This window comes from Paraburkholderia sp. XV (assembly GCF_020177535.1).
Taxonomy (GTDB): Bacteria; Pseudomonadota; Gammaproteobacteria; order Burkholderiales; family Burkholderiaceae; genus Paraburkholderia; species Paraburkholderia caribensis.
Window position 1 is genome coordinate 1 of record NZ_JAGUUD010000012.1, and the last position, 20,673, is coordinate 20,673.

The 20,673-nt window shown below is 63.9% G+C and carries 18 protein-coding genes; 8 read left to right on the forward strand and 10 right to left on the reverse strand.

What is annotated here, in order from left to right; all coding sequences use genetic code 11:
- Positions 1 to 220: 220 nt before the first annotated feature.
- Positions 221 to 1,498 carry an MFS transporter gene (locus KFO72_RS09155; RefSeq protein ID WP_054928928.1) on the forward strand — a complete coding sequence of 426 codons (1,278 nt, stop codon included), beginning with the start codon at positions 221 to 223 and terminating at the stop codon, positions 1,496 to 1,498.
- Positions 1,499 to 1,601: 103 nt separating this feature from the next.
- Here the strand turns inward: KFO72_RS09155 and secF are convergent, their stop codons facing one another.
- The 5 genes from secF to queA form a co-directional block, all read right to left on the reverse strand.
- Positions 1,602 to 2,552, reverse strand: coding sequence for a protein translocase subunit SecF (secF, locus tag KFO72_RS09160; RefSeq protein ID WP_036002752.1), 951 nt, complete (start codon positions 2,550 to 2,552; stop codon positions 1,602 to 1,604).
- Positions 2,553 to 2,569: 17 nt separating this feature from the next.
- Positions 2,570 to 4,624, reverse strand: coding sequence for a protein translocase subunit SecD (secD, locus tag KFO72_RS09165; RefSeq protein ID WP_225031932.1), 2,055 nt, complete (start codon positions 4,622 to 4,624; stop codon positions 2,570 to 2,572).
- 121 nt (positions 4,625 to 4,745) lie between these two features.
- Positions 4,746 to 5,075, reverse strand: a complete 330-nt coding sequence (yajC, locus tag KFO72_RS09170) for a preprotein translocase subunit YajC (protein WP_054928926.1) — start codon at positions 5,073 to 5,075, stop codon at positions 4,746 to 4,748.
- A 189-nt stretch (positions 5,076 to 5,264) separates the two neighbouring features.
- Positions 5,265 to 6,476, reverse strand: a complete 1,212-nt coding sequence (tgt, locus tag KFO72_RS09175; RefSeq protein ID WP_225031933.1) for a tRNA guanosine(34) transglycosylase Tgt — start codon at positions 6,474 to 6,476, stop codon at positions 5,265 to 5,267.
- A gap of 83 nt (positions 6,477 to 6,559) precedes the next feature.
- Complete coding sequence (gene queA / locus KFO72_RS09180) at positions 6,560 to 7,621, reverse strand: tRNA preQ1(34) S-adenosylmethionine ribosyltransferase-isomerase QueA (protein ID WP_054928924.1); 1,062 nt, start codon at positions 7,619 to 7,621, stop codon at positions 6,560 to 6,562.
- A gap of 194 nt (positions 7,622 to 7,815) precedes the next feature.
- Here queA and recG point away from each other — a divergent pair, with 194 nt between their 5' ends.
- From recG to ubiA, 7 genes are all read left to right on the forward strand, one after another.
- Complete coding sequence (gene recG, locus KFO72_RS09185) at positions 7,816 to 10,041, forward strand: ATP-dependent DNA helicase RecG (protein ID WP_225031934.1); 2,226 nt, start codon at positions 7,816 to 7,818, stop codon at positions 10,039 to 10,041.
- 125 nt (positions 10,042 to 10,166) lie between these two features.
- Positions 10,167 to 11,126, forward strand: a complete 960-nt coding sequence (locus KFO72_RS09190; RefSeq protein ID WP_054928922.1) for a LysR substrate-binding domain-containing protein — start codon at positions 10,167 to 10,169, stop codon at positions 11,124 to 11,126.
- A gap of 178 nt (positions 11,127 to 11,304) precedes the next feature.
- The gene (locus tag KFO72_RS42035; RefSeq protein ID WP_263627345.1) at positions 11,305 to 11,439 is read left to right on the forward strand and encodes a hypothetical protein; all 135 of its coding nucleotides are present in this window, start codon (positions 11,305 to 11,307) and stop codon (positions 11,437 to 11,439) included.
- 87 nt (positions 11,440 to 11,526) lie between these two features.
- Positions 11,527 to 12,981, forward strand: a complete 1,455-nt coding sequence (locus KFO72_RS09195; RefSeq protein WP_225031935.1) for a catalase — start codon at positions 11,527 to 11,529, stop codon at positions 12,979 to 12,981.
- A gap of 53 nt (positions 12,982 to 13,034) precedes the next feature.
- On the forward strand, positions 13,035 to 13,211 hold the full coding sequence (locus KFO72_RS09200; RefSeq protein WP_225031936.1) for a hypothetical protein: 177 nt from the start codon (positions 13,035 to 13,037) through the stop codon (positions 13,209 to 13,211).
- A 171-nt stretch (positions 13,212 to 13,382) separates the two neighbouring features.
- Entirely contained in the window at positions 13,383 to 13,871 is a 489-nt protein-coding gene (locus KFO72_RS09205; protein WP_007578627.1) for a Dps family protein, read from the forward strand.
- A 178-nt stretch (positions 13,872 to 14,049) separates the two neighbouring features.
- A complete protein-coding gene (gene ubiA / locus KFO72_RS09210; RefSeq protein ID WP_225031937.1) occupies positions 14,050 to 14,913 on the forward strand; it encodes a 4-hydroxybenzoate octaprenyltransferase in 864 nt (287 codons plus the stop codon).
- 71 nt (positions 14,914 to 14,984) lie between these two features.
- Here ubiA and proC read toward each other — a convergent pair whose 3' ends face one another.
- From proC to KFO72_RS09235, 5 genes are all read right to left on the reverse strand, one after another.
- On the reverse strand, positions 14,985 to 15,800 hold the full coding sequence (gene proC, locus KFO72_RS09215; RefSeq protein ID WP_054928919.1) for a pyrroline-5-carboxylate reductase: 816 nt from the start codon (positions 15,798 to 15,800) through the stop codon (positions 14,985 to 14,987).
- Between the two features lie 13 nt (positions 15,801 to 15,813).
- Positions 15,814 to 16,512, reverse strand: a complete 699-nt coding sequence (locus KFO72_RS09220; RefSeq protein WP_060599705.1) for a YggS family pyridoxal phosphate-dependent enzyme — start codon at positions 16,510 to 16,512, stop codon at positions 15,814 to 15,816.
- Between the two features lie 118 nt (positions 16,513 to 16,630).
- A complete protein-coding gene (gene glcF, locus KFO72_RS09225; RefSeq protein ID WP_054928917.1) occupies positions 16,631 to 17,857 on the reverse strand; it encodes a glycolate oxidase subunit GlcF in 1,227 nt (408 codons plus the stop codon).
- A gap of 7 nt (positions 17,858 to 17,864) precedes the next feature.
- On the reverse strand, positions 17,865 to 18,953 hold the full coding sequence (gene glcE / locus KFO72_RS09230) for a glycolate oxidase subunit GlcE (protein WP_060599706.1): 1,089 nt from the start codon (positions 18,951 to 18,953) through the stop codon (positions 17,865 to 17,867).
- Positions 18,954 to 19,098: 145 nt separating this feature from the next.
- A complete protein-coding gene (locus tag KFO72_RS09235; protein ID WP_225031938.1) occupies positions 19,099 to 20,604 on the reverse strand; it encodes an FAD-linked oxidase C-terminal domain-containing protein in 1,506 nt (501 codons plus the stop codon).
- Positions 20,605 to 20,673: the final 69 nt, after the last annotated feature.

Genomic DNA, 20,673 nt, shown 5'->3' on the forward strand with positions numbered 1-20,673 from the left:
AAACCAAACCAAACCAAACCAAACCAAACCAAACCAAACCAAACCAAACCAAACCAAACCCCTGGCACTTCTCCCCCTCGTGCAGACTTAATTTTTCCGGTACATATTGAACAACCACGCCGGATCGGTTGCGCGCGCATCGAACCGGCAAAATGAAAGGACCGGGCGTCCCACGCCAATCACCACGACAACGACTATCGCGCGCACCTGGAGATCCACAATGAGTTCAACACTAGCCGCGAGCACCGCGCAAACCCGCCCCGACACATGGCGCACGGTGGTCGCCGCGTCGATCGGCAACGCCCTGGAATGGTTCGACCTCGTCGTCTATGGCTTCTTCGCCGTCGTCATTTCAAAGCTGTTCTTTCCAGCCGGCAACGACACCGTCTCGCTACTGCTAACGCTCGGCACATTCGGTGTGTCATTCTTCATGCGGCCGCTGGGAGCGATCGTGCTCGGCGCCTACGCCGACCGGGCAGGGCGCAAGGCCGCGCTCACGCTCTCTATCCTGCTGATGATGATCGGCACGCTGATCATCGCCGTGCTGCCGACGTATCAGTCGATCGGACTCGCAGCCCCGCTGATTCTCGTCGTCGCGCGGTTGATGCAAGGCTTCTCGGCGGGCGGCGAATTCGGCAGCGCAACCGCCTTTCTCGCCGAACACGTGCCGGGGCGGCGCGGCTATTTCGCCAGCTGGCAGATCGCGAGCCAGGGCCTGACGACGCTGCTCGCCGCACTGTTCGGCATGGTCCTGACAGGCGGGTTGTCGCCGGAACAGATGGCGTCCTGGGGCTGGCGCGTGCCGTTCTTCTTCGGTCTGCTGATCGGGCCCGTCGCGTGGTACATCCGCACGAAGCTCGACGAAACCCCCGAGTTCCTCGCCGCCGAAACCACCACCACGCCGATTCGCGATACCTTCGCGAGCCAGAAACTGCGTCTGTTCATCGGCATGGGTATCGTCGTGCTCGGCACGGTATCGACGTATCTCGTGCTGTTCATGCCGACTTTCGCGATCAAGCAGCTGGGTCTCGCGCCATCGGTGGCATTCGCGGCGATTGCGCTGGTGGGCGTGATCCAGCTGGTGTGCTCGCCGGTCGTCGGGCATCTGTCCGACCGTCACGGACGCGTGCGCATCATGCTCGTGCCCGCCGTGTTGCTGTTCGTGCTGATCTGTCCGGCGTTCAGCTATCTCGTCGCGCATCCGACCTTCGGCACGCTGATCGCCATGCAGATCGTGTTCGGCTTCCTGATGACCGCTTACTTCGGCTCGCTGCCGGGACTGCTGTCGGAAATCTTCCCGGTCCAGACGCGCACGACGGGCATGTCGCTCGCCTATAACATCGCGGTGACGATTTTCGGCGGTTTCGGGCCGTTCATCATTGCATGGCTGATCCAGGCAACTGGCTCGAAAGTCGCGCCGAGCTTCTATCTGATGTTCGCCGCCGTGTTGAGCGTGATCGCGCTGATCGCGGCGCGTCGCAAGTTGGGCTTCCGGTGAAGCGGGTTACGCGTTAGCGCAGGCGCTGCAAACGACAAAGGCCGGTTCATCATCGAACCGGCCTTTGTTTTTACCTTGCTTCCGAAGTATCAGACGCTTTCGATCAAACCTGCGCGCCTGCGTTCGGATCATTCGGATCGTGGCGTTCCTTCTTGTCCTTGATCAGGTCTTCACGCTTGACGCCCAACCACATGGCGAGCGCCGCCGCGACGAACACCGACGAGTAGATACCGAACAGAATGCCAACCGTCAGCGCCAGTGCGAAGTAGTGCAGCGTCGGGCCGCCGAACAGGAACATCGACAGCACCATCATCTGCGTACAGCCGTGCGTGATGATCGTACGCGACATCGTGCTCGTGATGGCGTGGTTGATGACTTCGATCACGCTCATCTTGCGTTCGCGGCGGAAGGTTTCGCGAATCCGGTCGAAGATAACCACGGATTCGTTCACCGAATAGCCCAGCACGGCAAGCACGGCGGCCAGCACCGACAGCGAGAACTCCCACTGGAAGAACGCGAAGAAGCCGAGAATGATCACGACGTCGTGCAAGTTTGCGATCACACCGGCGACCGCGTACTTCCACTCGAAGCGGAACGACAGATAGATCACGATGCCCGCGACCACGCACGCGAGCGCGAGCAGGCCGTCGGTGGCGAGCTCCTTGCCGACCTGCGGGCCGACGAACTCGACACGCTGCAGCTTCGCGTTCGAATCCTGGCCCGTCAGCGCGGCCATCACCTGGTCGCTCTGTTGCGCCGAGCTCAGGCCTTGCTTCAACGGCAGACGGATCAGCACGTCGCGCGAGGTGCCGAAGTTCTGCACCTGAGCGTCGGCGTAGCCGATTTTGGTCAGCGTGTCGCGCACGGGTTCGAGCGGCACGGCGCCCGGATACTGCACTTCGATGACCGTGCCGCCCGTGAATTCAACGGACAGATGCAGCCCGCGATGCAGCAGGAAAAACACGGCGGCGATGAACGTCAGCAGCGAGATCGCGTTGAAGATCAACGCGCGCTGCATGAACGGAATGTCTTTGCGGATGCGGAAAAATTCCATGTTCTCTTCTCCGGGACTCAGCGGGATGAACCCGGTTTGTTCGTGCCACCCGGCGCATTGCGGTTGCGCAGCGTCGGCTTGGCAGTCTGGGCTTTCGCGGCGCCGGCGGGCGCCTTGGCCTTCGGCTTCGCCTTGGGCGCCGTTGCCGCGGCGATCGCGCGAGCCGTGTCGGTCTGCGTGTCCGCGTTGTCGAGATAAGCCGTTGCGCCCTCGGCGGCAGCGGGCTTCCACACCTGGCCGATCGCAAGCGTTTGCAGCTTTTTCTTGCCGCCGTACCAGAGGTTCACGAGACCGCGCGAGAAGAACACGGCCGAGAACATCGACGTCATGATGCCGATACAGTGCACGACGGCAAAGCCGCGCACGGGACCTGAGCCGAACGCGAGCAGCGCGAGACCGGCGATCAGCGTCGTCACGTTCGAGTCGAGAATCGTCGCCCACGCATGCGCGTAGCCGCTCTGGATGGCCAGTTGCGGCGGCGCGCCGTTGCGCAGCTCTTCACGCACGCGCTCGTTGATCAGCACGTTTGCGTCGATCGCCATACCGAGCGCGAGCGCGATAGCGGCGATGCCCGGCAATGTCAGCGTGGCCTGCAGCATCGACAGAATCGCGATCAGCAGCAGCAGGTTCACCGACAGCGCGATCATCGAGATCAAGCCGAACAGCATGTAGTACGCGATCATGAACACGGCGATTGCCGCGAAGCCCCACACCACCGAGTGGAAGCCCTTCTTGATGTTGTCCGCGCCGAGGCTTGGGCCGATGGTGCGTTCTTCGATGATGTCCATCGGCGCGGCGAGCGAGCCGGCGCGCAGCAGCAGCGCGAGATCGGTTGCGGCTTGCGGCGTGGGCTGGCCCGTGATCTGGAAACGATCGCCCAGTTCCGACTGGATCGTCGCGACCGTCAGCACTTCGCCCTTGCCCTTTTCGAACAGCACCATCGCCATCGGCTTGCCGATGTTGTCGCGCGAGACGCTGCGCACCGCGCGGCCGCCCGCCGAGTCGAGACGGATGTTGACGGACGGACGCTGATGCTCGTCGAAGCCCGCCGACGCGTCGATGATGCGGTCGCCCGTGAAGATCACGGCCTTGCGCAGCAGCACGGGCGCGGCGTTGCCTTGCGTGAAGAGTTCGTCGCCTGCCGGAACCGGGTCGTTCGGATTCGGATGCAGGCCGTTCGGATCGGCAAGACGCGCTTCGAGCGTCGCTGTGCGGCCGATGATGTCCTTCGCCTTCGCCGTGTCCTGCACGCCCGGCAGTTCGACGACGATGCGGTCGGAACCTTGCTGCTGGATCACCGGCTCGGCCACGCCGAGTTCGTTGACGCGGTTATGCAGCGTCGTGATGTTCTGCTTGAGCGCTGCGTCCTCGACCGTTTTCTGCACGGCCGGCGTGAACGTGCCCACCGCCTGGAAGCCGCCCGCCGGGTTCGGCTGGGTCGCCCACTGGAGTTCGGAGACGCCTGTCACCAGTTGCTTGCGGGCGTTTTCCGCGACGTCCTGGTCCGCGAAGTTGATGACCACCGACTGACCGACGCGGTTCACGCCGCCATCGCGGATGCCCTTGTCGCGCAGCAGCGTGCGCGCATCCGATGCGTCCGAATCCAGCTTCTTGTTCAGCGCGCCTGCCATGTCGACCTGCAGCAGGAAGTGCACGCCGCCGCGCAGATCGAGACCGAGGTACATGGGCAGTGCGTGCAGCGCGGTCAGCCAGCGCGGCGACGCACTCTGCAGATTCAGCGCGACGATGTACTGCGGATCGCTCGGGTCGCTATTGAGCGCCTTTTGCAGCAGATCCTTCACGCGCAGCTGGGTGTCGGTGTCTTTCAGACGCACGCGGATGTTCGCGTTCGTCGCGGAGTTGTCGAACGTGACGTCGTCCGGCTTGATCTGGCTGGAGGCGAGCGCGCCTTCGACCTGCGACAGCGTGGTCGAATCGAGCTTCACCGTTGCCTTGCCGCTCGACACCTGCACCGCCGGCGCTTCGCCGAAGAAATTGGGCAGCGTGTACACGAGGCCGATGACGAGCGCCACCAGCATCACGACATACTTCCAGAGGGGATAACGATTCATGGGGTGGTCCAACGGGAGGTTGGCTTGAAAGCGATGCGTCCGGCGATGAGCGCGGCGAGCAGAACCATGCGCGGTTTGCTTCGATCGACGCGAGGCCGCGCCGGACGCGAGAGAGCAGGCCTTACAGCGACTTCAGGGTGCCCTTCGGCAGAATGGTCGTCACCGACGACTTCTGCACCGTGATTTCCGTCCCTTCTGCGATTTCGACGCCAACGTAGGCTTCGCCGACCTTGGTCACCTTGCCGACGATGCCGCCGTTCGTCACCACTTCATCGCCCTTCGCCATCGCGGCGAGCATGTTGCGGTGTTCCTTCTGGCGCTTCATTTGCGGGCGAATCATGATGAAATACAGCACCGCGAACATCAGAATCAGCGGCAGGAAGCTCATCAGGCTCGATTCGGCGCCACCTGCTGCACTGCCTTGCGCGAAGGCATCGGTAATGAACGACACGTTGGTCTCTCCGTTATAACAATCAAAAAAATCAGCCGGTTATTCTACCACTGGCCATTTACGGGACGGCACCCGGAACGGGTTTTCCTGACGGCTTGTCAAGGGGCTTTGCCGATATTCCGAAAGTTAATTGTAATGTCTGACGCGCTATGTGGGAGAACGGTTTTTACGCGCCGCCCGATGCCGCGTTTAACCCTGCTCCGTTCCGCGCGCCCGGTTTTCGTGAAACACCTTTCTGAACTCGTCGAACATCTGGGCGTCGATGGCGTCGCGCATTTCCTGCATCAGTTCGAGGTAGTAGTGCAGGTTGTGGATCGTGTTCAGTTGCGCGCCGAGAATCTCGCCGACGCGATGCAGATGGTGCAGATAGCCGCGCGTGAAGTTGCGGCACGTGTAGCAGCCGCATTGCTCGTCGAGCGGACGCAGCGAGTTCTTGTGCGTGGCGTTGCGGATCTTGATGTCGCCGAAACGCGTGAAGAGCCAGCCGTTGCGCGCGTTGCGGGTCGGCATCACGCAGTCGAACATGTCGACGCCCGCTGAAACGCCCGCCACGAGGTCTTCCGGCGTGCCGACGCCCATCAGGTAGTGCGGCTTGTCGGCGGGCAGCTTCGGGCCGATATGGTTCAGCACGCGCATCATGTCTTCCTTCGGCTCGCCGACGGACAACCCGCCGATCGCGAGGCCGTGAAAGCCGATCTCCGCCAGCCCCGCGAGCGATTCGTCGCGCAGGTCTTCGAACATGCCGCCCTGAACGATGCCGAACAGCGCGTTCGGATTGCCGAGCCGGTTGAATTCGTCGATCGAGCGTTTTGCCCAGCGCATCGACATGCGCATCGAATCGGCGGCGTCCTGGTGCGACGTGGGCACGCCGTTGGTCGCGTAGGGCGTGCATTCATCGAACTGCATCACGACGTCCGAGTTCAGCACCTTCTGGATCTGCATCGACACTTCCGGCGACAGGAACAGCTTGTCGCCGTTGATCGGCGACGCGAACGTCACGCCGTCTTCCGTGATCTTGCGCAGGTCGCCGAGCGAAAACACCTGGAAGCCGCCGGAATCCGTGAGAATCGGCCGCTTCCAGCCCATGAATCCGTGCAGGCCGCCGTGCGCCGCGATCGTTTCCAGTCCGGGGCGCAGCCACAGATGGAAAGTGTTGCCGAGGATGATCTGCGCGCGGATTTCTTCGAGCTCGCGCGGCTGGATCGCCTTGACGGTGCCGTACGTGCCGACGGGCATGAAGATCGGCGTTTCGATTACGCCGTGGTTCAGCGTCAGACGGCCGCGGCGCGCCTGGCCGTCGGTCTTGAGCAGCTCGAATTTGAGGCCGTTGTCGGGGCGAACGTGATCGCCAAGGTAGGCGCCGTGATCGGCGCGTGCAGCGTTGTTATGACCGTCGGTCATCGTCTGGTACTCCCGTGCAACCGAAAAACAGTCCGGCGCAATTGAAGAACGCCGCCGGAAGGTGTCCGGCGGCGGGTGATGGATTATGCGTTAAGCGCGTCGTCGTTGCGCGTAAGCAGCATTGCGTCGCCGTAGCTGAAAAACCGGTATCGCTCGTCGATGGCATGCCGGTACGCCGCGCGGATCGTCTCGATGCCCGCAAACGCCGACACCAGCATCAGCAGCGTCGACTTCGGCAGGTGGAAATTCGTCACCAGCCGGTCGACCACGCGGAACCGATAGCCCGGCGTGATGAAGATATCCGTCTCGGCGCTCGTCGCGGCGAGCGGCTGGCCAGCGGCGTCGGCGTCGCGCGCGGCGGCTTCCAGCGCGCGCATCGACGTCGTGCCGACCGCGATCACGCGGTTGCCGCGCGCCTTGGTCGCCGCGATCCTGTCGACCAGCGACTGCGGCAACTGATACCACTCGCTATGCATCTTGTGCTCGGCGATATTCTCGACGCGCACCGGCTGGAACGTGCCCGCGCCGACGTGCAGCGTGAGCGTCGCGCGCTCGACGCCCTTCGCGTCGAGGCGCGCAAAGATCGAATCGTCGAAATGCAGGCCGGCCGTCGGCGCCGCGACCGCGCCCGGATTTTGGGCGTAGACCGTCTGGTAGCGCGTTTCATCGAACGCGTCGGGGTCGTGCTCGATATACGGCGGCAACGGCAGGCGGCCGAACTGCTCGATCAGCGTCAGGCAGTCGTCGGGGAAGTGCAGCGTGTAGAACGGCTCGACGCGTTCGCCGACGGTGACGTCGAAGGCGTCGGCGAGGCGCAGCACGGTGCCCGCGCCCGGGCTTTTGCTCGCGCGGATCTGCGCGAGCGCGGTGCGCTCGCCCGTCAGCCGCTCGATCAGCACTTCGATCTTGCCGCCGCTGGCCTTCTGGCCGATGAAGCGCGCCTTCAGAACCTTGGTATCGTTGAAGACGAGCAGATCGCCGGACTCGATGCAGTCGGGCAGGTCGGCAAAACGGCGATCGGCGAGCGTCGCGGGCGAAGTTTGCCCGTTCACTTCGAGCAGGCGGCTCGCACTGCGCTGGGGCAACGCGACTTGCGCAATCAACTCGGGCGGCAGGTCGAAATCGAAATCGGAAAGCGTGAACATGCGGACTGGCTTGATGCGGAACTTGACGGGATTGCCCCCGGACGAACGCGTGGCTGATTCAACAGCGTCTACGACAGCGCCCGTCGAGCGGCTATGATTGCGGGACATTGCCGCAGCGGTCCTGCGTGCGCGCATCACTCACGCGCACTGGCCGTAAAACTTCTGAAGCCGATATTGTACTTGCGAAGCGACTCATGCCTTTGTCCGACACCCGTTCACCTGCCGAAACCGACGACGCCAGCGCCCCGAAGAAGCGCCGCGCCGCGCGGAGCAAGGCGGATGCGGACGTGACCCAGGCGCCCGGCGCGCCTGCTGCGGAAGGCGCGAAAAAGCCCGCCGCCGCGAAAAAGCCCACGCTCGCCAAAACGGCCGACAAGCTCGCCAAGCTGGGCCTCACGCGCGATATCGATCTGGTGCTGCATCTGCCCATGCGCTACGAGGACGAGACCTCGCTGACGCCGATCGGCGAGTTGCTGCCGGGCGGCATCGCGCAGACGGAAGGCGTGGTGTACGACAACGAGATCGCGTACCGGCCGCGTCGTCAGTTGCTGGTGAAGATGCGCGACGACGCGGGCGACGAACTGATCCTGCGCTTCCTCAATTTCTACGGCTCGCAGGTCAAGCAGATGTCGATCGGCGTGCGCCTGCGCGTGCGCGGCGACGTGCGCGGCGGCTTCTTCGGCATGGAGATGGTGCATCCGGCCGTGCGCGTCGTCGATGAAGACACGCCGCTGCCGCAGGCGCTCACGCCCGTCTATCCGAGCACGGCGGGCGTCTCGCAGGCGTATCTGCGCAAGGCGATCGACAATGCGCTGGCGCGCACGTCGCTGCCCGAATTGCTGCCGGAACCTGTCGAGCGGCAATATCTGCGGCCGCTGGATGTTCCGCAACTGATGGACGCCGTGCGCACGCTGCATCATCCGGATTCGCATTCGGACGAGACGGCGCTGATCGACGGCACGCATCCCGCGTGGACGCGCATCAAGTTCGAGGAACTGCTCGCGCAGCAACTGTCGCTCAAGCGCGCGCACGAGGAGCGCCGCACGCGCGCCGCGCCCGCCATGCCGCGCCGCGAGCCGACCGATGAGGCGTCGCTGGTGACGCGTTTATTGAAGACCCTGCCGTTCGCGCTGACCAACGCCCAGCAGCGCGTGTGCGCGGAAATCGCGCAGGACCTGACGCAGCCGCATCCGATGCAGCGCCTGTTGCAAGGCGATGTCGGCAGCGGCAAGACGGTCGTCGCGGCGCTGGCCGCCGCGCAGGCCATCGACGCCGGTTATCAGGCCGCGATGATGGCGCCGACCGAAATCCTCGCCGAGCAGCATGCGCGCAAATTGCGCGGCTGGCTGGAGCCGCTCGGCGTATCGGTCGCGTGGCTCGCGGGCAGTCTGAAGACCAAGGAAAAGCGCAGCGCGATCGAAGCAGCCGCGCTGGGCACCGCGCAACTCGTGATCGGCACCCACGCGATCATTCAGGACGCGGTCGAATTCGCGCGCCTGGGCCTCGTGATCGTCGACGAACAGCATCGCTTCGGCGTCGAGCAACGGCTCGCGCTGCGCGCGAAGGCGCACAATGCCGCGGACGGCGCGCGCGATTTCCAGCCGCACCAGTTGATGATGTCGGCGACGCCGATTCCGCGCACGCTCGCGATGACTTACTACGCGGACCTCGACGTGTCGACGATCGACGAACTGCCGCCCGGCCGCACGCCGATCCTGACCAAGCTCGTCTCCGACGCGCGGCGCGAAGAAGTGATTGGCCGCGTGCGCGAGGCGGCGCTCACCGGCCGCCAGGTGTACTGGGTGTGTCCGCTGATCGAGGAAAGCGAGACGCTGCAATTGCAGACGGCCGTCGAAACTTACGAGACGCTGGTCGCCGCGCTGCCGGAACTGAAGGTCGGGCTGGTGCACGGGCGCCTCACGCCCGCCGAGAAAGCCACCGTGATGGACGCGTTCAGCCGCAACGAAGTGCAGTTGCTGGTCGCGACGACGGTGATCGAAGTGGGCGTCGACGTGCCGAATGCGTCGCTGATGGTGATCGAGCACGCGGAGCGCTTCGGCCTCGCGCAGTTGCACCAGTTGCGCGGGCGAGTGGGGCGCGGCAGCGCGGCATCCGTGTGCGTGCTGCTGTACACCGGGCCGCTGTCGATGACAGCCCGCGCGCGGCTGCAGACCATGCGCGAGACCACCGACGGCTTCGAAATCGCCCGACGCGATCTCGAAATTCGCGGGCCGGGCGAGTTTCTCGGCGCGCGGCAGTCGGGCGCTGCGATGCTGCGCTTCGCCGATCTGGAAAACGACGGCTGGCTGATCGAGCCGGCGCGCGAAGCGGCTGCGACATTGCTCCAGCAGTATCCGAACGTCGTGACGCAGCATCTTTTGCGCTGGCTGAACACGCGCGAACAGTATCTGAAAGCGTGATGAAGGGTGCGGCCGGAAGCGCTTGCGCGCCGCACAACGGCTGACTCCGGCTAGAAGGTTGGCGAATTGGCCCTATAGGTGTATAACAGAAACCTATCGAATCTATCGCCCTGATTGGTCCCCCAATGACCCTCACCGAACTGAAATATATCGTCGCGGTGGCGCGCGAGCGCCACTTCGGCCGCGCTGCAGAAGCGTGTTTTGTGAGCCAGCCGACGTTATCCGTCGCAATCAAGAAGCTCGAAGACGAGCTGAACGTGCAGATTTTCGAGCGCGGCACGAGCGAAGTCAGCGTCACGCCGATCGGCGAACAGATCGTCACGCAGGCGCAACGCGTGCTCGAACAGACCCTCGCCATCAAGGAAATCGCCAAGCAGGGCAAGGACCCGCTGGTCGGGCCGCTGCGCCTGGGCGTCATCTACACGATTGGACCGTACCTGCTGCCCACGCTAGTCAAGCAGATGATCAAGCGCGTCCCGCAGATGCCGCTGATGCTGCAGGAAAACTACACGCTCAAGCTGATCGAACTGCTCAAGCAAGGCGAGATCGACGTCGCGATCATGGCGCTGCCGTTTCCCGAAACGGGCCTGATGCTGCGCCCGCTGTACGACGAGCCGTTCGTCGTCGCGCTGCCGTCGGGTCACGCGTGGGAGTCGCGCAACAAGATCGACCCGAGCGATCTCAAGCAGGAAACCATGCTGCTGCTCGGCAGCGGGCATTGCTTCCGCGATCACGTGCTCGGCGTGTGCCCCGAACTGATGCGCTTCTCGCAGAACGCGGACGGCATCCAGAAGACCTTCGAAGGGTCGTCGCTGGAAACGATCCGGCATATGGTCGCGAGCGGCGTGGGCATTACCGTGCTGCCGCGCATGTCGGTGCACGAGGTGAAGCCGCACGCGGGCGGTGTCGATTCCGGGCTGCTCAGCTACGTGCCGTTCGATGAGCCGGTGCCGGACCGCCGCGTCGTGCTGGCGTGGCGCAAGAGTTTCACGCGGATGCCCGCCATCGACGCGATCTGCGACGCCATTTCGGCTTGCGATCTGCCGGGCGTGAAGAAGCTCGATTTGCCCGCCGCAGTCAACTGAGTTACTGCCTTTGCGGCGACGCACGGGCAGCCGATGCTGCCGCTGCGTCGCCCGCCGCCTTCTGCATGAGGCGGCACCTATCGAATACATAAAATTAATCAAATCGCTGTTTTCGATAGTTTTCAATAAGATCTCCTCCATGGGTCGCAGCGACCTGCCACTACAAACGGAGGAAATCATGCAGCCATCCACGTCATCGCTGTTCAAGTCTGTTTCCCCATCGCCGCAGCATGCGGCATCGAGCGGCAGCAACACGCCGGGCTTCAGGACCATCGCGTTCTCGCTGCTCGTCGATCGCGCACTGTCCGCCTGATCGCGCGCCCCACGTTTATTTCCCATTCGAAGTCGCCAGAACCGAATCAGCAGGACCGCATTCCTAAGGATCACCCGGAGAATAACTATGTCTGAACGCAACCTCACCACCGCCTCGGGCGCACCCGTTGCCGATAACCAGAACTCGCTGACGGCTGGCCCGCGCGGCCCCGTCGCGCTGCAGGACGTGTGGCTGATCGAAAAGCTCGCGCACTTCGACCGTGAAGTTATTCCCGAGCGCCGCGTTCACGCGAAGGGCTCGGGCGCGTTCGGCACGCTCAAGGTGACGCACGACATCTCGCGCTACACGAAGGCGAAGGTGTTTGCGCAAGTCGGCAAGGAAACGCCGCTGTTCATGCGCTTTTCGACGGTGGCGGGCGAGCGTGGCGCCGCCGACGCCGAGCGCGACGTGCGCGGCTTCTCGATCAAGTTCTACACGGAAGAGGGCAACTGGGACGTGGTGGGCAACAACACGCCCGTGTTCTTCATTCGCGATCCGTTGAAGTTTCCGGATTTCATCCACACGCAAAAGCGCGATCCGTACACGAACATGCGCAGCGCGACGAACGCGTGGGACTTCTTTTCGTATCATCCGGAGTCGTTGCATCAGGTGACGATCCTCATGAGCGATCGCGGCATTCCGAAGAATTATCGGCAGATGCACGGCTTCGGCTCGCACACGTACTCGTTCATCAACGCGGACAACGAGCGCTTCTGGGTAAAGTTCCACTTCAAGTCGATGCAGGGCGTCGAGAACTACACCGACCAGGAGGCCGCGCAAGTGGTCGCGCGCGATCGTGAAAGCGGGCAGCGTGACCTGGTCGGATCGATCGACGAGGGCAACTTCCCCAAGTGGCGCTTTCAGATCCAGGTGATGCCGGAAGCGGACGCAGCGCAGTACCGCTACAACCCGTTCGATGTCACGAAGGTGTGGCCGCACAAGGATTACCCGCTGATCGACGTCGGCGTGATCGAACTGAACCGCAACGCGCAGAACTACTTCTCGGATGTCGAGCAGGCGGCGTTCACGCCGGCGAATGTCGTGCCGGGCATCGGCTTCTCGCCGGACCGTCTGTTGCAAGGGCGTCTGTTCTCGTACGGCGACACGCAACGCTATCGCCTTGGCGTGAATCACCATCTGATTCCCGTCAACGCGTCACGTGCGCCGAACGTGCGCTCGTTCCATCGCGACGGCGGCATGCGTGTGGACGGCAATCTTGGCGGCAACGTGAACTACGAGCCGAACCGTTTCGGCGACTTCGCGCAGGACCGTAACGCGATCGAGCCGCCGCTCGCGGCAGGCAATGTCGATCACTACAACCATCGTGAGGACGACGACTACTACAGCCAGCCAGCCGCGCTGTTCCGGATTTTCGACGATGCGCAGCGTGCACGCCTGTTTAGCAACATCGCGCGGGCCATCGAAGGCGTGCCCGCCGATATCGTCGCGCGGCAGGTCGAGCACTTCCGCAAGATCGACCCGGCGTACGCGGACGGCGTGATTGCCGCAATCGAGGCGCTCGCGCAAGCGAACGCGAAGTAACGTTTCACGTCGTGGACGATGGCCGGGGGCTGTCGTCCACAGGGAGAAAGATCATGGTTCAGATGGTGATGAATGCAGTCGGTTTTCAGCCAGCCAACGCTGGCGACACGCGAAGCGCCGCGCAACAGGTGAACGGCCCGGTGCTGTTCCAGAAGCTCGTGGGTTTCGCGATCCTCGCAAGCGGCTATGTGACGATCGTCGCAAGTCTGGTCCACGCAGTGCACGGATGACGAATCGCGCATGGCCGTGCGAGGGCTGGAAGGCATGAGCGGCGCGGTGTTGGGTCTCGCGAATGGTTGTCGGTTCTACGATAAACTGGCGGGCGTTCGAGCGTTGAACGATTGCACACGCGCAGTTCCGGGCATGCAGACCGGTTCGTATCACTCTTAAAAGGAGTCATCATGGCCAAGAAAGAAGCCGTACAGCACGTCAATATTGGTATCAGCGACAAGGATCGCAAGAAAATCGCAGAAGGTCTCTCGCGCCTTCTCGCCGACACTTACACGCTTTATCTGAAGACGCACAACTTCCATTGGAACGTCACGGGTCCGATGTTCAACACGCTGCATCTGATGTTCGAAACGCAGTACACGGAATTGGCCTTGGCTGTCGATCTGATCGCCGAGCGTATCCGCGCGCTGGGCGTCGCGGCGCCGGGCAGCTACAAGGAGTTCGCGAAGCTGTCGTCGATCGCTGAAGCGGACGGCGTGCCCGCCGCGGAAGACATGATCCGCCAGTTGGTGGAAGGCCAGGAATCGGTGGTGCGCACCGCGCGCGCGATCTTCCCGGTGACGGACGCGGCTCACGACGAGCCGACGGCCGACCTGCTGACCCAACGCATGCAGACGCACGAAAAGAACGCGTGGATGCTGCGTTCGATGCTGGCGTAACGCTATCGCGGCGTAACGCAGGCGCTGGTTCGAAGCGCTTGCCGCCGCGCCGCAGAATGTGACAAGCAAAGCCCGGCGGGTCAGAGCCCGACGGGCTTTTGTTTTGTGCCTGCGTGTTCGAACGGGGCGGTCGCGCGCGCTGCTCTAAAATACGGGAATCGTATCTTCGCGCACCGCCATGTTCGCCCGACTCCCGCTCTTTCTGCGCCTTGTCCGCATGGACAAGCCGATCGGCAGCCTGCTGCTGCTGTGGCCGACCCTCAACGCGTTGTGGATCGCGTCGGACGGTCATCCGTCGCCGTCCTTGCTGGTGATCTTCGCGCTCGGCACGATACTGATGCGCTCGGCCGGCTGCGCGATCAACGACTACGCGGATCGCGACTTCGATCGCTATGTGAAGCGCACTGAGAACCGGCCGATCACCTCAGGCAAGATCAAGGCATGGGAAGCCGTGGCGCTGGCAGCGGGGCTTTCGCTGATCGCGTTCCTGTTGATCCTGCCGCTCAATGCGCTGACGAAGGAATTGTCGGTGGCCGCGCTGTTCGTCGCGGGCACGTATCCGTTCACGAAGCGCTTCTTTGCGATTCCACAGGCGTATCTGGGCATCGCGTTCGGCTTCGGCATTCCGATGGCGTTCGCCGCCATCCAGAACCAGGTGCCGCTGCTCGCGTGGGTGATGCTGGTGGCGAACGTGTTCTGGTCGGTCGCGTACGACACCGAATACGCGATGGTGGATCGCGACGACGACATCAAGATTGGCATCCGCACGTCTGCACTGACGTTCGGCCGCTTCGACGTGCTCGCAATCATGCTCTGCTACGCGGCGACGCTCGGTATCTACGTCGGCATCGGCGTTGCACTCGGCTTCGGCGTGCTGTACTGGATCGGTCTTGTCGCGGCGGCGGGTTGTGCCGTCTATCACTACACGCTGATCAAGAACCGTGAACGCATGCCGTGCTTCGCGGCGTTCCGGCACAACAACTGGCTCGGCGGCGCGCTGTTCGCGGGCATTGCCGCGCATTACGCGGCAAAGGCGTTCTAGACGTTATTGTCCGGCGTGACGAAGCGCGCGCATTGCCGCTTCGTCACGCCGTGCCACAGAGGCAAGCGACTTCACTGCTTGCCGAATTCCTCGCCCATTTCGCGCGCGCGCGCGTCCGCAGCCAGTGCGCCGCGCACGATTGCATCCTTCACGCCCTGCGCGTCGAACGCAGCGAGCGCGGCGGCCGTCGTGCCGCCCTTCGACGTTACCCGCTCGCGCAGCACGCTGGCCGGCTCGCCCGACTGCGCTGCGAGTTGCGCCGCGCCCGTGAACGTCGCGACGGCCAGCGCGCGGCCTTGCTCTTCGTCCATGCCGAGCTGGCGCGCTGCTTCCTGCATCGCCTCGATGAAATAGAACACGTAGGCGGGGCCGCTGCCGGAGATCGCGGTGACGGCGTCGATCTTTGCTTCGTCGTCGAACCACACCGTTTGGCCGACCGCGCCGAGCACCTGCGAGGCCAGTTCGCGTCCCGCCGCATCGACGCCTTCCATCGCGACCAGTCCGGTCACGCCCATGCCGATCAGGGCGGGCGTGTTCGGCATGGTGCGCACGAGACGTGCGTGCCCGCCGAGCCAGCGCCCGAGGTCCGCGCCGCGAATGCCCGCGACGATGCTGATGACGAGTTGCGACGCCGACAGGTGCGGCGCAAGCGCAGCGGCGACGTCTTTGACGATCTGCGGCTTCACGGCGAGCACGATGGCATCGAATGATTGCAGCGATGCGTCCACCGACGCGCTCGTGCCGATGTCGAATTGCTGCTCGCTGCGCTTGCGCGCGTCTTCGTTGGGATCGATTGCGCGGATATCCGACGGCGTAACGCCACGCTTGATCAGACCGCCGATGAGTGCAGCGGCCATGTTGCCGCCGCCGATGAAGGCAATTTTCATGATGTTCAGAAGTTCAGTGAGAGTAATCGCGGGCGCCGAAGATCGCGGTGCCGATGCGCACGATGGTCGCGCCTTCGAGCACGGCAGCTTCGAGATCGCCTGACATGCCCATCGACAGCGTGTCGAGTTCGAGACCTTCCGCGCGCAGTTTGTCGAACAGCTCGCGCAACGCCCGATGCGGCACGCGTTGCTGCTCGACGTCGCCCGCCGGTTCGGGAATCGCCATCAGGCCGCGCAGCCGCAGCCGGGGCAGCGCGGCGATCTGGCGTGCGACCTCGATGGCTTGGTCCGGCAGCACGCCGCTCTTCGATGCCTCGCCGCTGATGTTCACCTGCAAGCACACATTGAGCGGCGGCAGCGCATCGGGCCGCTGCTCCGACAAACGCTGCGCGATTTTCAGCCGGTCGACGGAATGCACCCAGTCGAAGTTTTCGGCGACGGGACGCGTCTTGTTCGATTGCAGCGGGCCGATGAAATGCCAAACAAGCGATGCGCGCAGATCGGACAGCGCCTCGATTTTCGTCAGCGCTTCTTGCACGTAGTTTTCACCGAACGCGCGTTGACCCGCGGCATGCGCGGCGCGAACGTCTTCAGCGGGGAACGTCTTGGAGACGGCCAGCAGCGCAACGGAACGCGGATCGCGGCCCGCGACCTGCGCGGCGAGGGCGATGCGCTGATGCACGGCGTCGAGATTGTGAGCGAGAGCGGGCATGAAACGTTGAGTACCGGTTCAAGGGGCGACGTATCGAATTATACGGACGCCGCCCGCACGTCACGACCTGGCCGAACGGCCAGGTTGCGCGCAATCCGTCCGTCACCGATGCTGTCGATCAGGACGCGAGCATGTGCTCGACGAGTTCGACCCAATGCACGACAGGCGTGGAGGTGCCGCTTTGCAGATGCGCAATGCAACCCACATTCGCAGACACGATGATCTGTGGCTCCTGTGCCTTCAGCTTTTCCAGCTTCTGGTTGCGCAATGCGTACGAAAGCGCGGGCTGAGTGAGCGAATAGGTACCAGCGGAGCCGCAACACAGATGGCTGTCGGCGGGCAGCCTGACGTCGATGCCGAGCGCGCTCAGCAGGTGCTCGACCTTGCCGCGGATCTGCTGGCCGTGTTGCAGCGTGCAGGGCGGGTGATACGCAACCGTATGAATGGCGCGGCGGCGCGTAAGCGGCGTCAGCGCTTCTTCGAAGTCCGGCAGGATTTCACTGATGTCGCGTGTCAGTTCAACAATGCGTTTCGCCTTTTCCGCATAGACGGCGTCGTTGCGCATCAGGTGCGCGTATTCCTTGACCGTCGCGCCGCAGCCGGACGCATTCATCACGATCGCTTCAGCGCCTTGTTCGACATACGGCCACCACGCGTCGATGTTCTGCCGTACGTCGTCGAGCGCCTCGTCGTTGTAGCCGAGGTGCAGGCGGATCGCGCCGCAACAGCCCGCTTCCGGTGCAATCACGGTCTGAATGCCGAGCGCGTCCAGCACGCGCGCCGTCGCAATGTTGACGTTCGGCATCATCGAAGGCTGCACGCAGCCCGCCAGCATCAACATCTTGCGCGGATGCGTGGCCGTCGGCCATTCGAGCTGACGTTGCCGTTGCGGCACCTTGTCGCGGAGTTTCTTCGGCAGCAACGGACGGAAGTGCTGGCCAAGCCGCATCGCGGGCGTGAACAGCGTGCTGTTCGGCACGAAGCTCGCCAGCATCCGGCGCATCAGGCGCTGGCCGAACGGGCGGGGCACTTTCTCTTCGGTGAGCTTGCGGCCTATCTCGACCAGCTTCCCGTATTGCACGCCGGAAGGGCAGGTCGATTCGCAGTTGCGGCAGGTCAGGCAGCGGTCCAGATGCAGCTGCGTGCTGCGCGTGACGGGCGTGCCTTCCACCATCTGCTTGATCAGATAGATGCGCCCGCGCGGACCGTCGAGCTCGTCGCCAAGCAGCTGATAGGTCGGGCAGGTGGCCGTGCAAAAGCCGCAATGCACGCATTTACGCAGGATGGCGTCGGCTTCTTCACCGTCCGGCGTGTTGCGCATGAAGTCGGCGAGATTGGTTTGCATCAGGCGCTCAGAAGTCGGAGTACAACCGGCCGCGGTTGAAGATGCGGGCCGGGTCGAAGGCAGCTTTCAGGCCGCGATGGATTTTCATCAGCGGTGCGGGCAGCGGCGTGAACACGCCTGCGCCGCGGTCGTAGCCGAGGCCGGTGCGGAAGATCGTCGCATGGCCGCCCGCCTGTTTCGCGCTGATGCGCACGGTCTGCGCGTCAGCGTCGGTGATCCACCAGCGTTGCGCGCCACCCCATTCCATCAGTTGCGCTCCGGGCAGCTGCAGCGGCTCGGTGATGGTCGGCAGGGCGAGGCGCCAGAGCGCGGACTTCGGCGCGATCGCCGCGAAAAACGGATCGGTCTGTTCGCGCAGGCCCGCCCAGAAGCGTTCGGCCTCGACGGCGTCGACCACTTCGCCGCCCAGCGACGTGCGCGCCGACTTGACGGCCGCCTCTGCGCCGCCCAGCCGCACGGCGAGCGTGCCGTGTCGCCACGCGCTGCCCGTGATGGGAAGCGGGCGGCCGCCCCATTCGTTGAGCTTGCGGACGGCATCGGTGCCGTTCATGTCGAACTTGAGCGTCGCTTCGGCCTTCGGGCGCGGCAGCACCTTGACGGACAATTCGAGAATCAGCCCGAGCGTTCCTAGAGAGCCTGCCATCAGACGCGACACGTCGTAACCGGCGACGTTTTTCACGACCTGCCCGCCGAACGTCAGCACCTGGCCCTGGCCGTTCATGACGACGGCGCCGAGCACGAAGTCGCGCGCCGCGCCCGCCGAATGACGGCGCGGACCGGCGATGCCAGCCGCGATGCAGCCGCCAAGCGTGGCTTGGGGGCCGAAGTGAGGCGGCTCGAACGCGAGCATCTGGTCGTGTTCGGCGAGCGCCGCTTCGATTTCGAGGAGCGGCGTGCCGGCGCGCGCGGTGATGACCAGCTCGGCCGGATCGTAGGCGATGATGCCGCGATGCGCGCGCGTGTCGAGGACCTCACCCTGCAATGACTGGCCGTACCAGTCCTTCGTGCCACCGCCACGGATGCGAATCGGCTGCTGCGCGGCCGTCGCCGTGCGAACCCGTTCCGACCACGCGGCGACGATGTCGTCCTCTTTCATGGTGCGTTGCTTCGTTGTAGTGCTTTCGATTGTACCGAGGCAAGCCGCGCTCGCAACCCGGTTCGGACCCGTATGAAACGGACTGCTGCGCTTATGCGTTATGTCGGTTGATCGGCGTGCATGGTCGGGCCGTGCAAGAAAGTGCTCAAAAACGAGGCAGGTCGGGGTGGGGCAGCAAGCCCCCGCGCACATGCATCTTGCCGTACTCGGCACAGCGGGCGCGCGTCGGGATACCCTTGTCGGGGTTGAGCAGGCAGGCGGGATCGAAGGCGCGCTTGACTGCATGGAACGCATCGCGTTCTTCCGGCGAAAACTGCACGCACATCGAATTGATTTTCTCGATGCCCACGCCATGTTCGCCCGTCACCGTGCCACCCAGCTCGACGCATGTTTCGAGAATGTCGCAGCCGAACGCCTCGGCGCGGTGCCACTCGTCGAGATCGTTGCCGTTGAACAGGATCAGTGGATGCATGTTGCCGTCGCCCGCATGGAACACGTTGATACAGCGCAGGTTGTACTTCTTTTCCATCGCTTCGATGCGCGCGAGCAGCGGCCCGATGCTGCGGCGCGGCACGGTGCCGTCCATGCAGTAGTAGTCGGGCGAAATGCGGCCGGCAGCCGGGAATGCATTTTTGCGACCCGACCAGAAGCGCAGCCGCTCAGCTTCCGTGCGCGAAATCTGGATGCGTGTTGCGCCATGCTCACGCAATACGGCCGTCATCCGGACGATTTCCTCGCTCACTTCTTCAGGCGTGCCGTCCGATTCGCACAGCAGGATGGCGGCTGCGTCGAGGTCGTAGCCCGCCTGCACGAATTCCTCGACGGCGCGCGTGGCCGGCTTGTCCATCATCTCGAGACCGGCGGGGATGATGCCTGCGGCGACGATGCCCGCGACGGCATCGCCGCCTTTCACGACGTCGTCGAAACTCGCCATGATGACCTGCGCGGCCTGCGGCTTGGGAATCAGCTTGACCGTGACTTCCGTGACGATCGCGAACATGCCTTCGCTGCCGATCACGACAGCGAGCAGATCGAGACCCGGCGCGTCCGGGCTGAGCGAGCCGAACTCGACGATTTCGCCTTCCATCGTGACGGCACGCACGCGCATGACGTTATGCACGGTCAGTCCGTACTTCAGGCAGTGCACGCCGCCGGAGTTTTCGGCGACGTTGCCGCCGATCGTGCAGGCGATCTGCGACGAAGGGTCGGGCGCATAGTAGAGCCCATAAGGCGCGGCCGCTTCCGAGATCGACAGGTTGCGTACGCCCGGCTGCACGGTTGCCGTGCGGGCGTACGGATCGACTTCGATGATCTTGCGAAAGCGCGCGAGCGACACGACGACGCCATGCCGGATCGGCATCGCGCCGCCCGACAGGCTCGTGCCCGCGCCGCGCGGCACGATCGGCACATTCAGCCTGTGGCAGATCTGCACGATGCGCTGCACCTGCGATTCCGTTTCGGGCAACGCGACGGCCAGTGGCAGGCGCCGGTACGCGGCCAGACCGTCGCACTCGTACGCAACCGTGTCTTCCTCGCGATACAAAAGGCAATGCGTAGGGAGTACGGCCATCAAGGCCTGCACGACTTCGCGCTGACGTTGCGCGAGCATCTCGGGCGACAGTTCGGCGGACAGCTCGCCGGGTGCGTTCATGGAATGTCTCCTCCATCGACGGCCGCGCGCGCACCGTTGCGCTGCGCAGCCTGCTTTACGGTTACGCCC

Bases quoted from the DNA above. Each gene is read 5' to 3' on its own strand.
- KFO72_RS09195 (WP_225031935.1), top strand. From the start codon at position 11,527: ATGTCTGAACGCAACCTCACCACCGCCTCGGGCGCACCCGTTGCCGAT.
- KFO72_RS42035 (WP_263627345.1), top strand. From the start codon at position 11,305: ATGCAGCCATCCACGTCATCGCTGTTCAAGTCTGTTTCCCCATCGCCG.
- ubiA (WP_225031937.1), top strand. From the start codon at position 14,050: ATGTTCGCCCGACTCCCGCTCTTTCTGCGCCTTGTCCGCATGGACAAG.
- secF (WP_036002752.1), bottom strand. From the start codon at position 2,552: ATGGAATTTTTCCGCATCCGCAAAGACATTCCGTTCATGCAGCGCGCG.
- KFO72_RS09220 (WP_060599705.1), bottom strand. From the start codon at position 16,512: ATGCCCGCTCTCGCTCACAATCTCGACGCCGTGCATCAGCGCATCGCC.
- KFO72_RS09190 (WP_054928922.1), top strand. From the start codon at position 10,167: ATGACCCTCACCGAACTGAAATATATCGTCGCGGTGGCGCGCGAGCGC.
- recG (WP_225031934.1), top strand. From the start codon at position 7,816: ATGCCTTTGTCCGACACCCGTTCACCTGCCGAAACCGACGACGCCAGC.
- proC (WP_054928919.1), bottom strand. From the start codon at position 15,800: ATGAAAATTGCCTTCATCGGCGGCGGCAACATGGCCGCTGCACTCATC.
- KFO72_RS09200 (WP_225031936.1), top strand. From the start codon at position 13,035: ATGGTTCAGATGGTGATGAATGCAGTCGGTTTTCAGCCAGCCAACGCT.
- KFO72_RS09155 (WP_054928928.1), top strand. From the start codon at position 221: ATGAGTTCAACACTAGCCGCGAGCACCGCGCAAACCCGCCCCGACACA.
- glcE (WP_060599706.1), bottom strand. From the start codon at position 18,953: ATGAAAGAGGACGACATCGTCGCCGCGTGGTCGGAACGGGTTCGCACG.
- glcF (WP_054928917.1), bottom strand. From the start codon at position 17,857: ATGCAAACCAATCTCGCCGACTTCATGCGCAACACGCCGGACGGTGAA.
- KFO72_RS09235 (WP_225031938.1), bottom strand. From the start codon at position 20,604: ATGAACGCACCCGGCGAGCTGTCCGCCGAACTGTCGCCCGAGATGCTC.
- KFO72_RS09205 (WP_007578627.1), top strand. From the start codon at position 13,383: ATGGCCAAGAAAGAAGCCGTACAGCACGTCAATATTGGTATCAGCGAC.
- queA (WP_054928924.1), bottom strand. From the start codon at position 7,621: ATGTTCACGCTTTCCGATTTCGATTTCGACCTGCCGCCCGAGTTGATT.
- secD (WP_225031932.1), bottom strand. From the start codon at position 4,624: ATGAATCGTTATCCCCTCTGGAAGTATGTCGTGATGCTGGTGGCGCTC.
- tgt (WP_225031933.1), bottom strand. From the start codon at position 6,476: ATGACCGACGGTCATAACAACGCTGCACGCGCCGATCACGGCGCCTAC.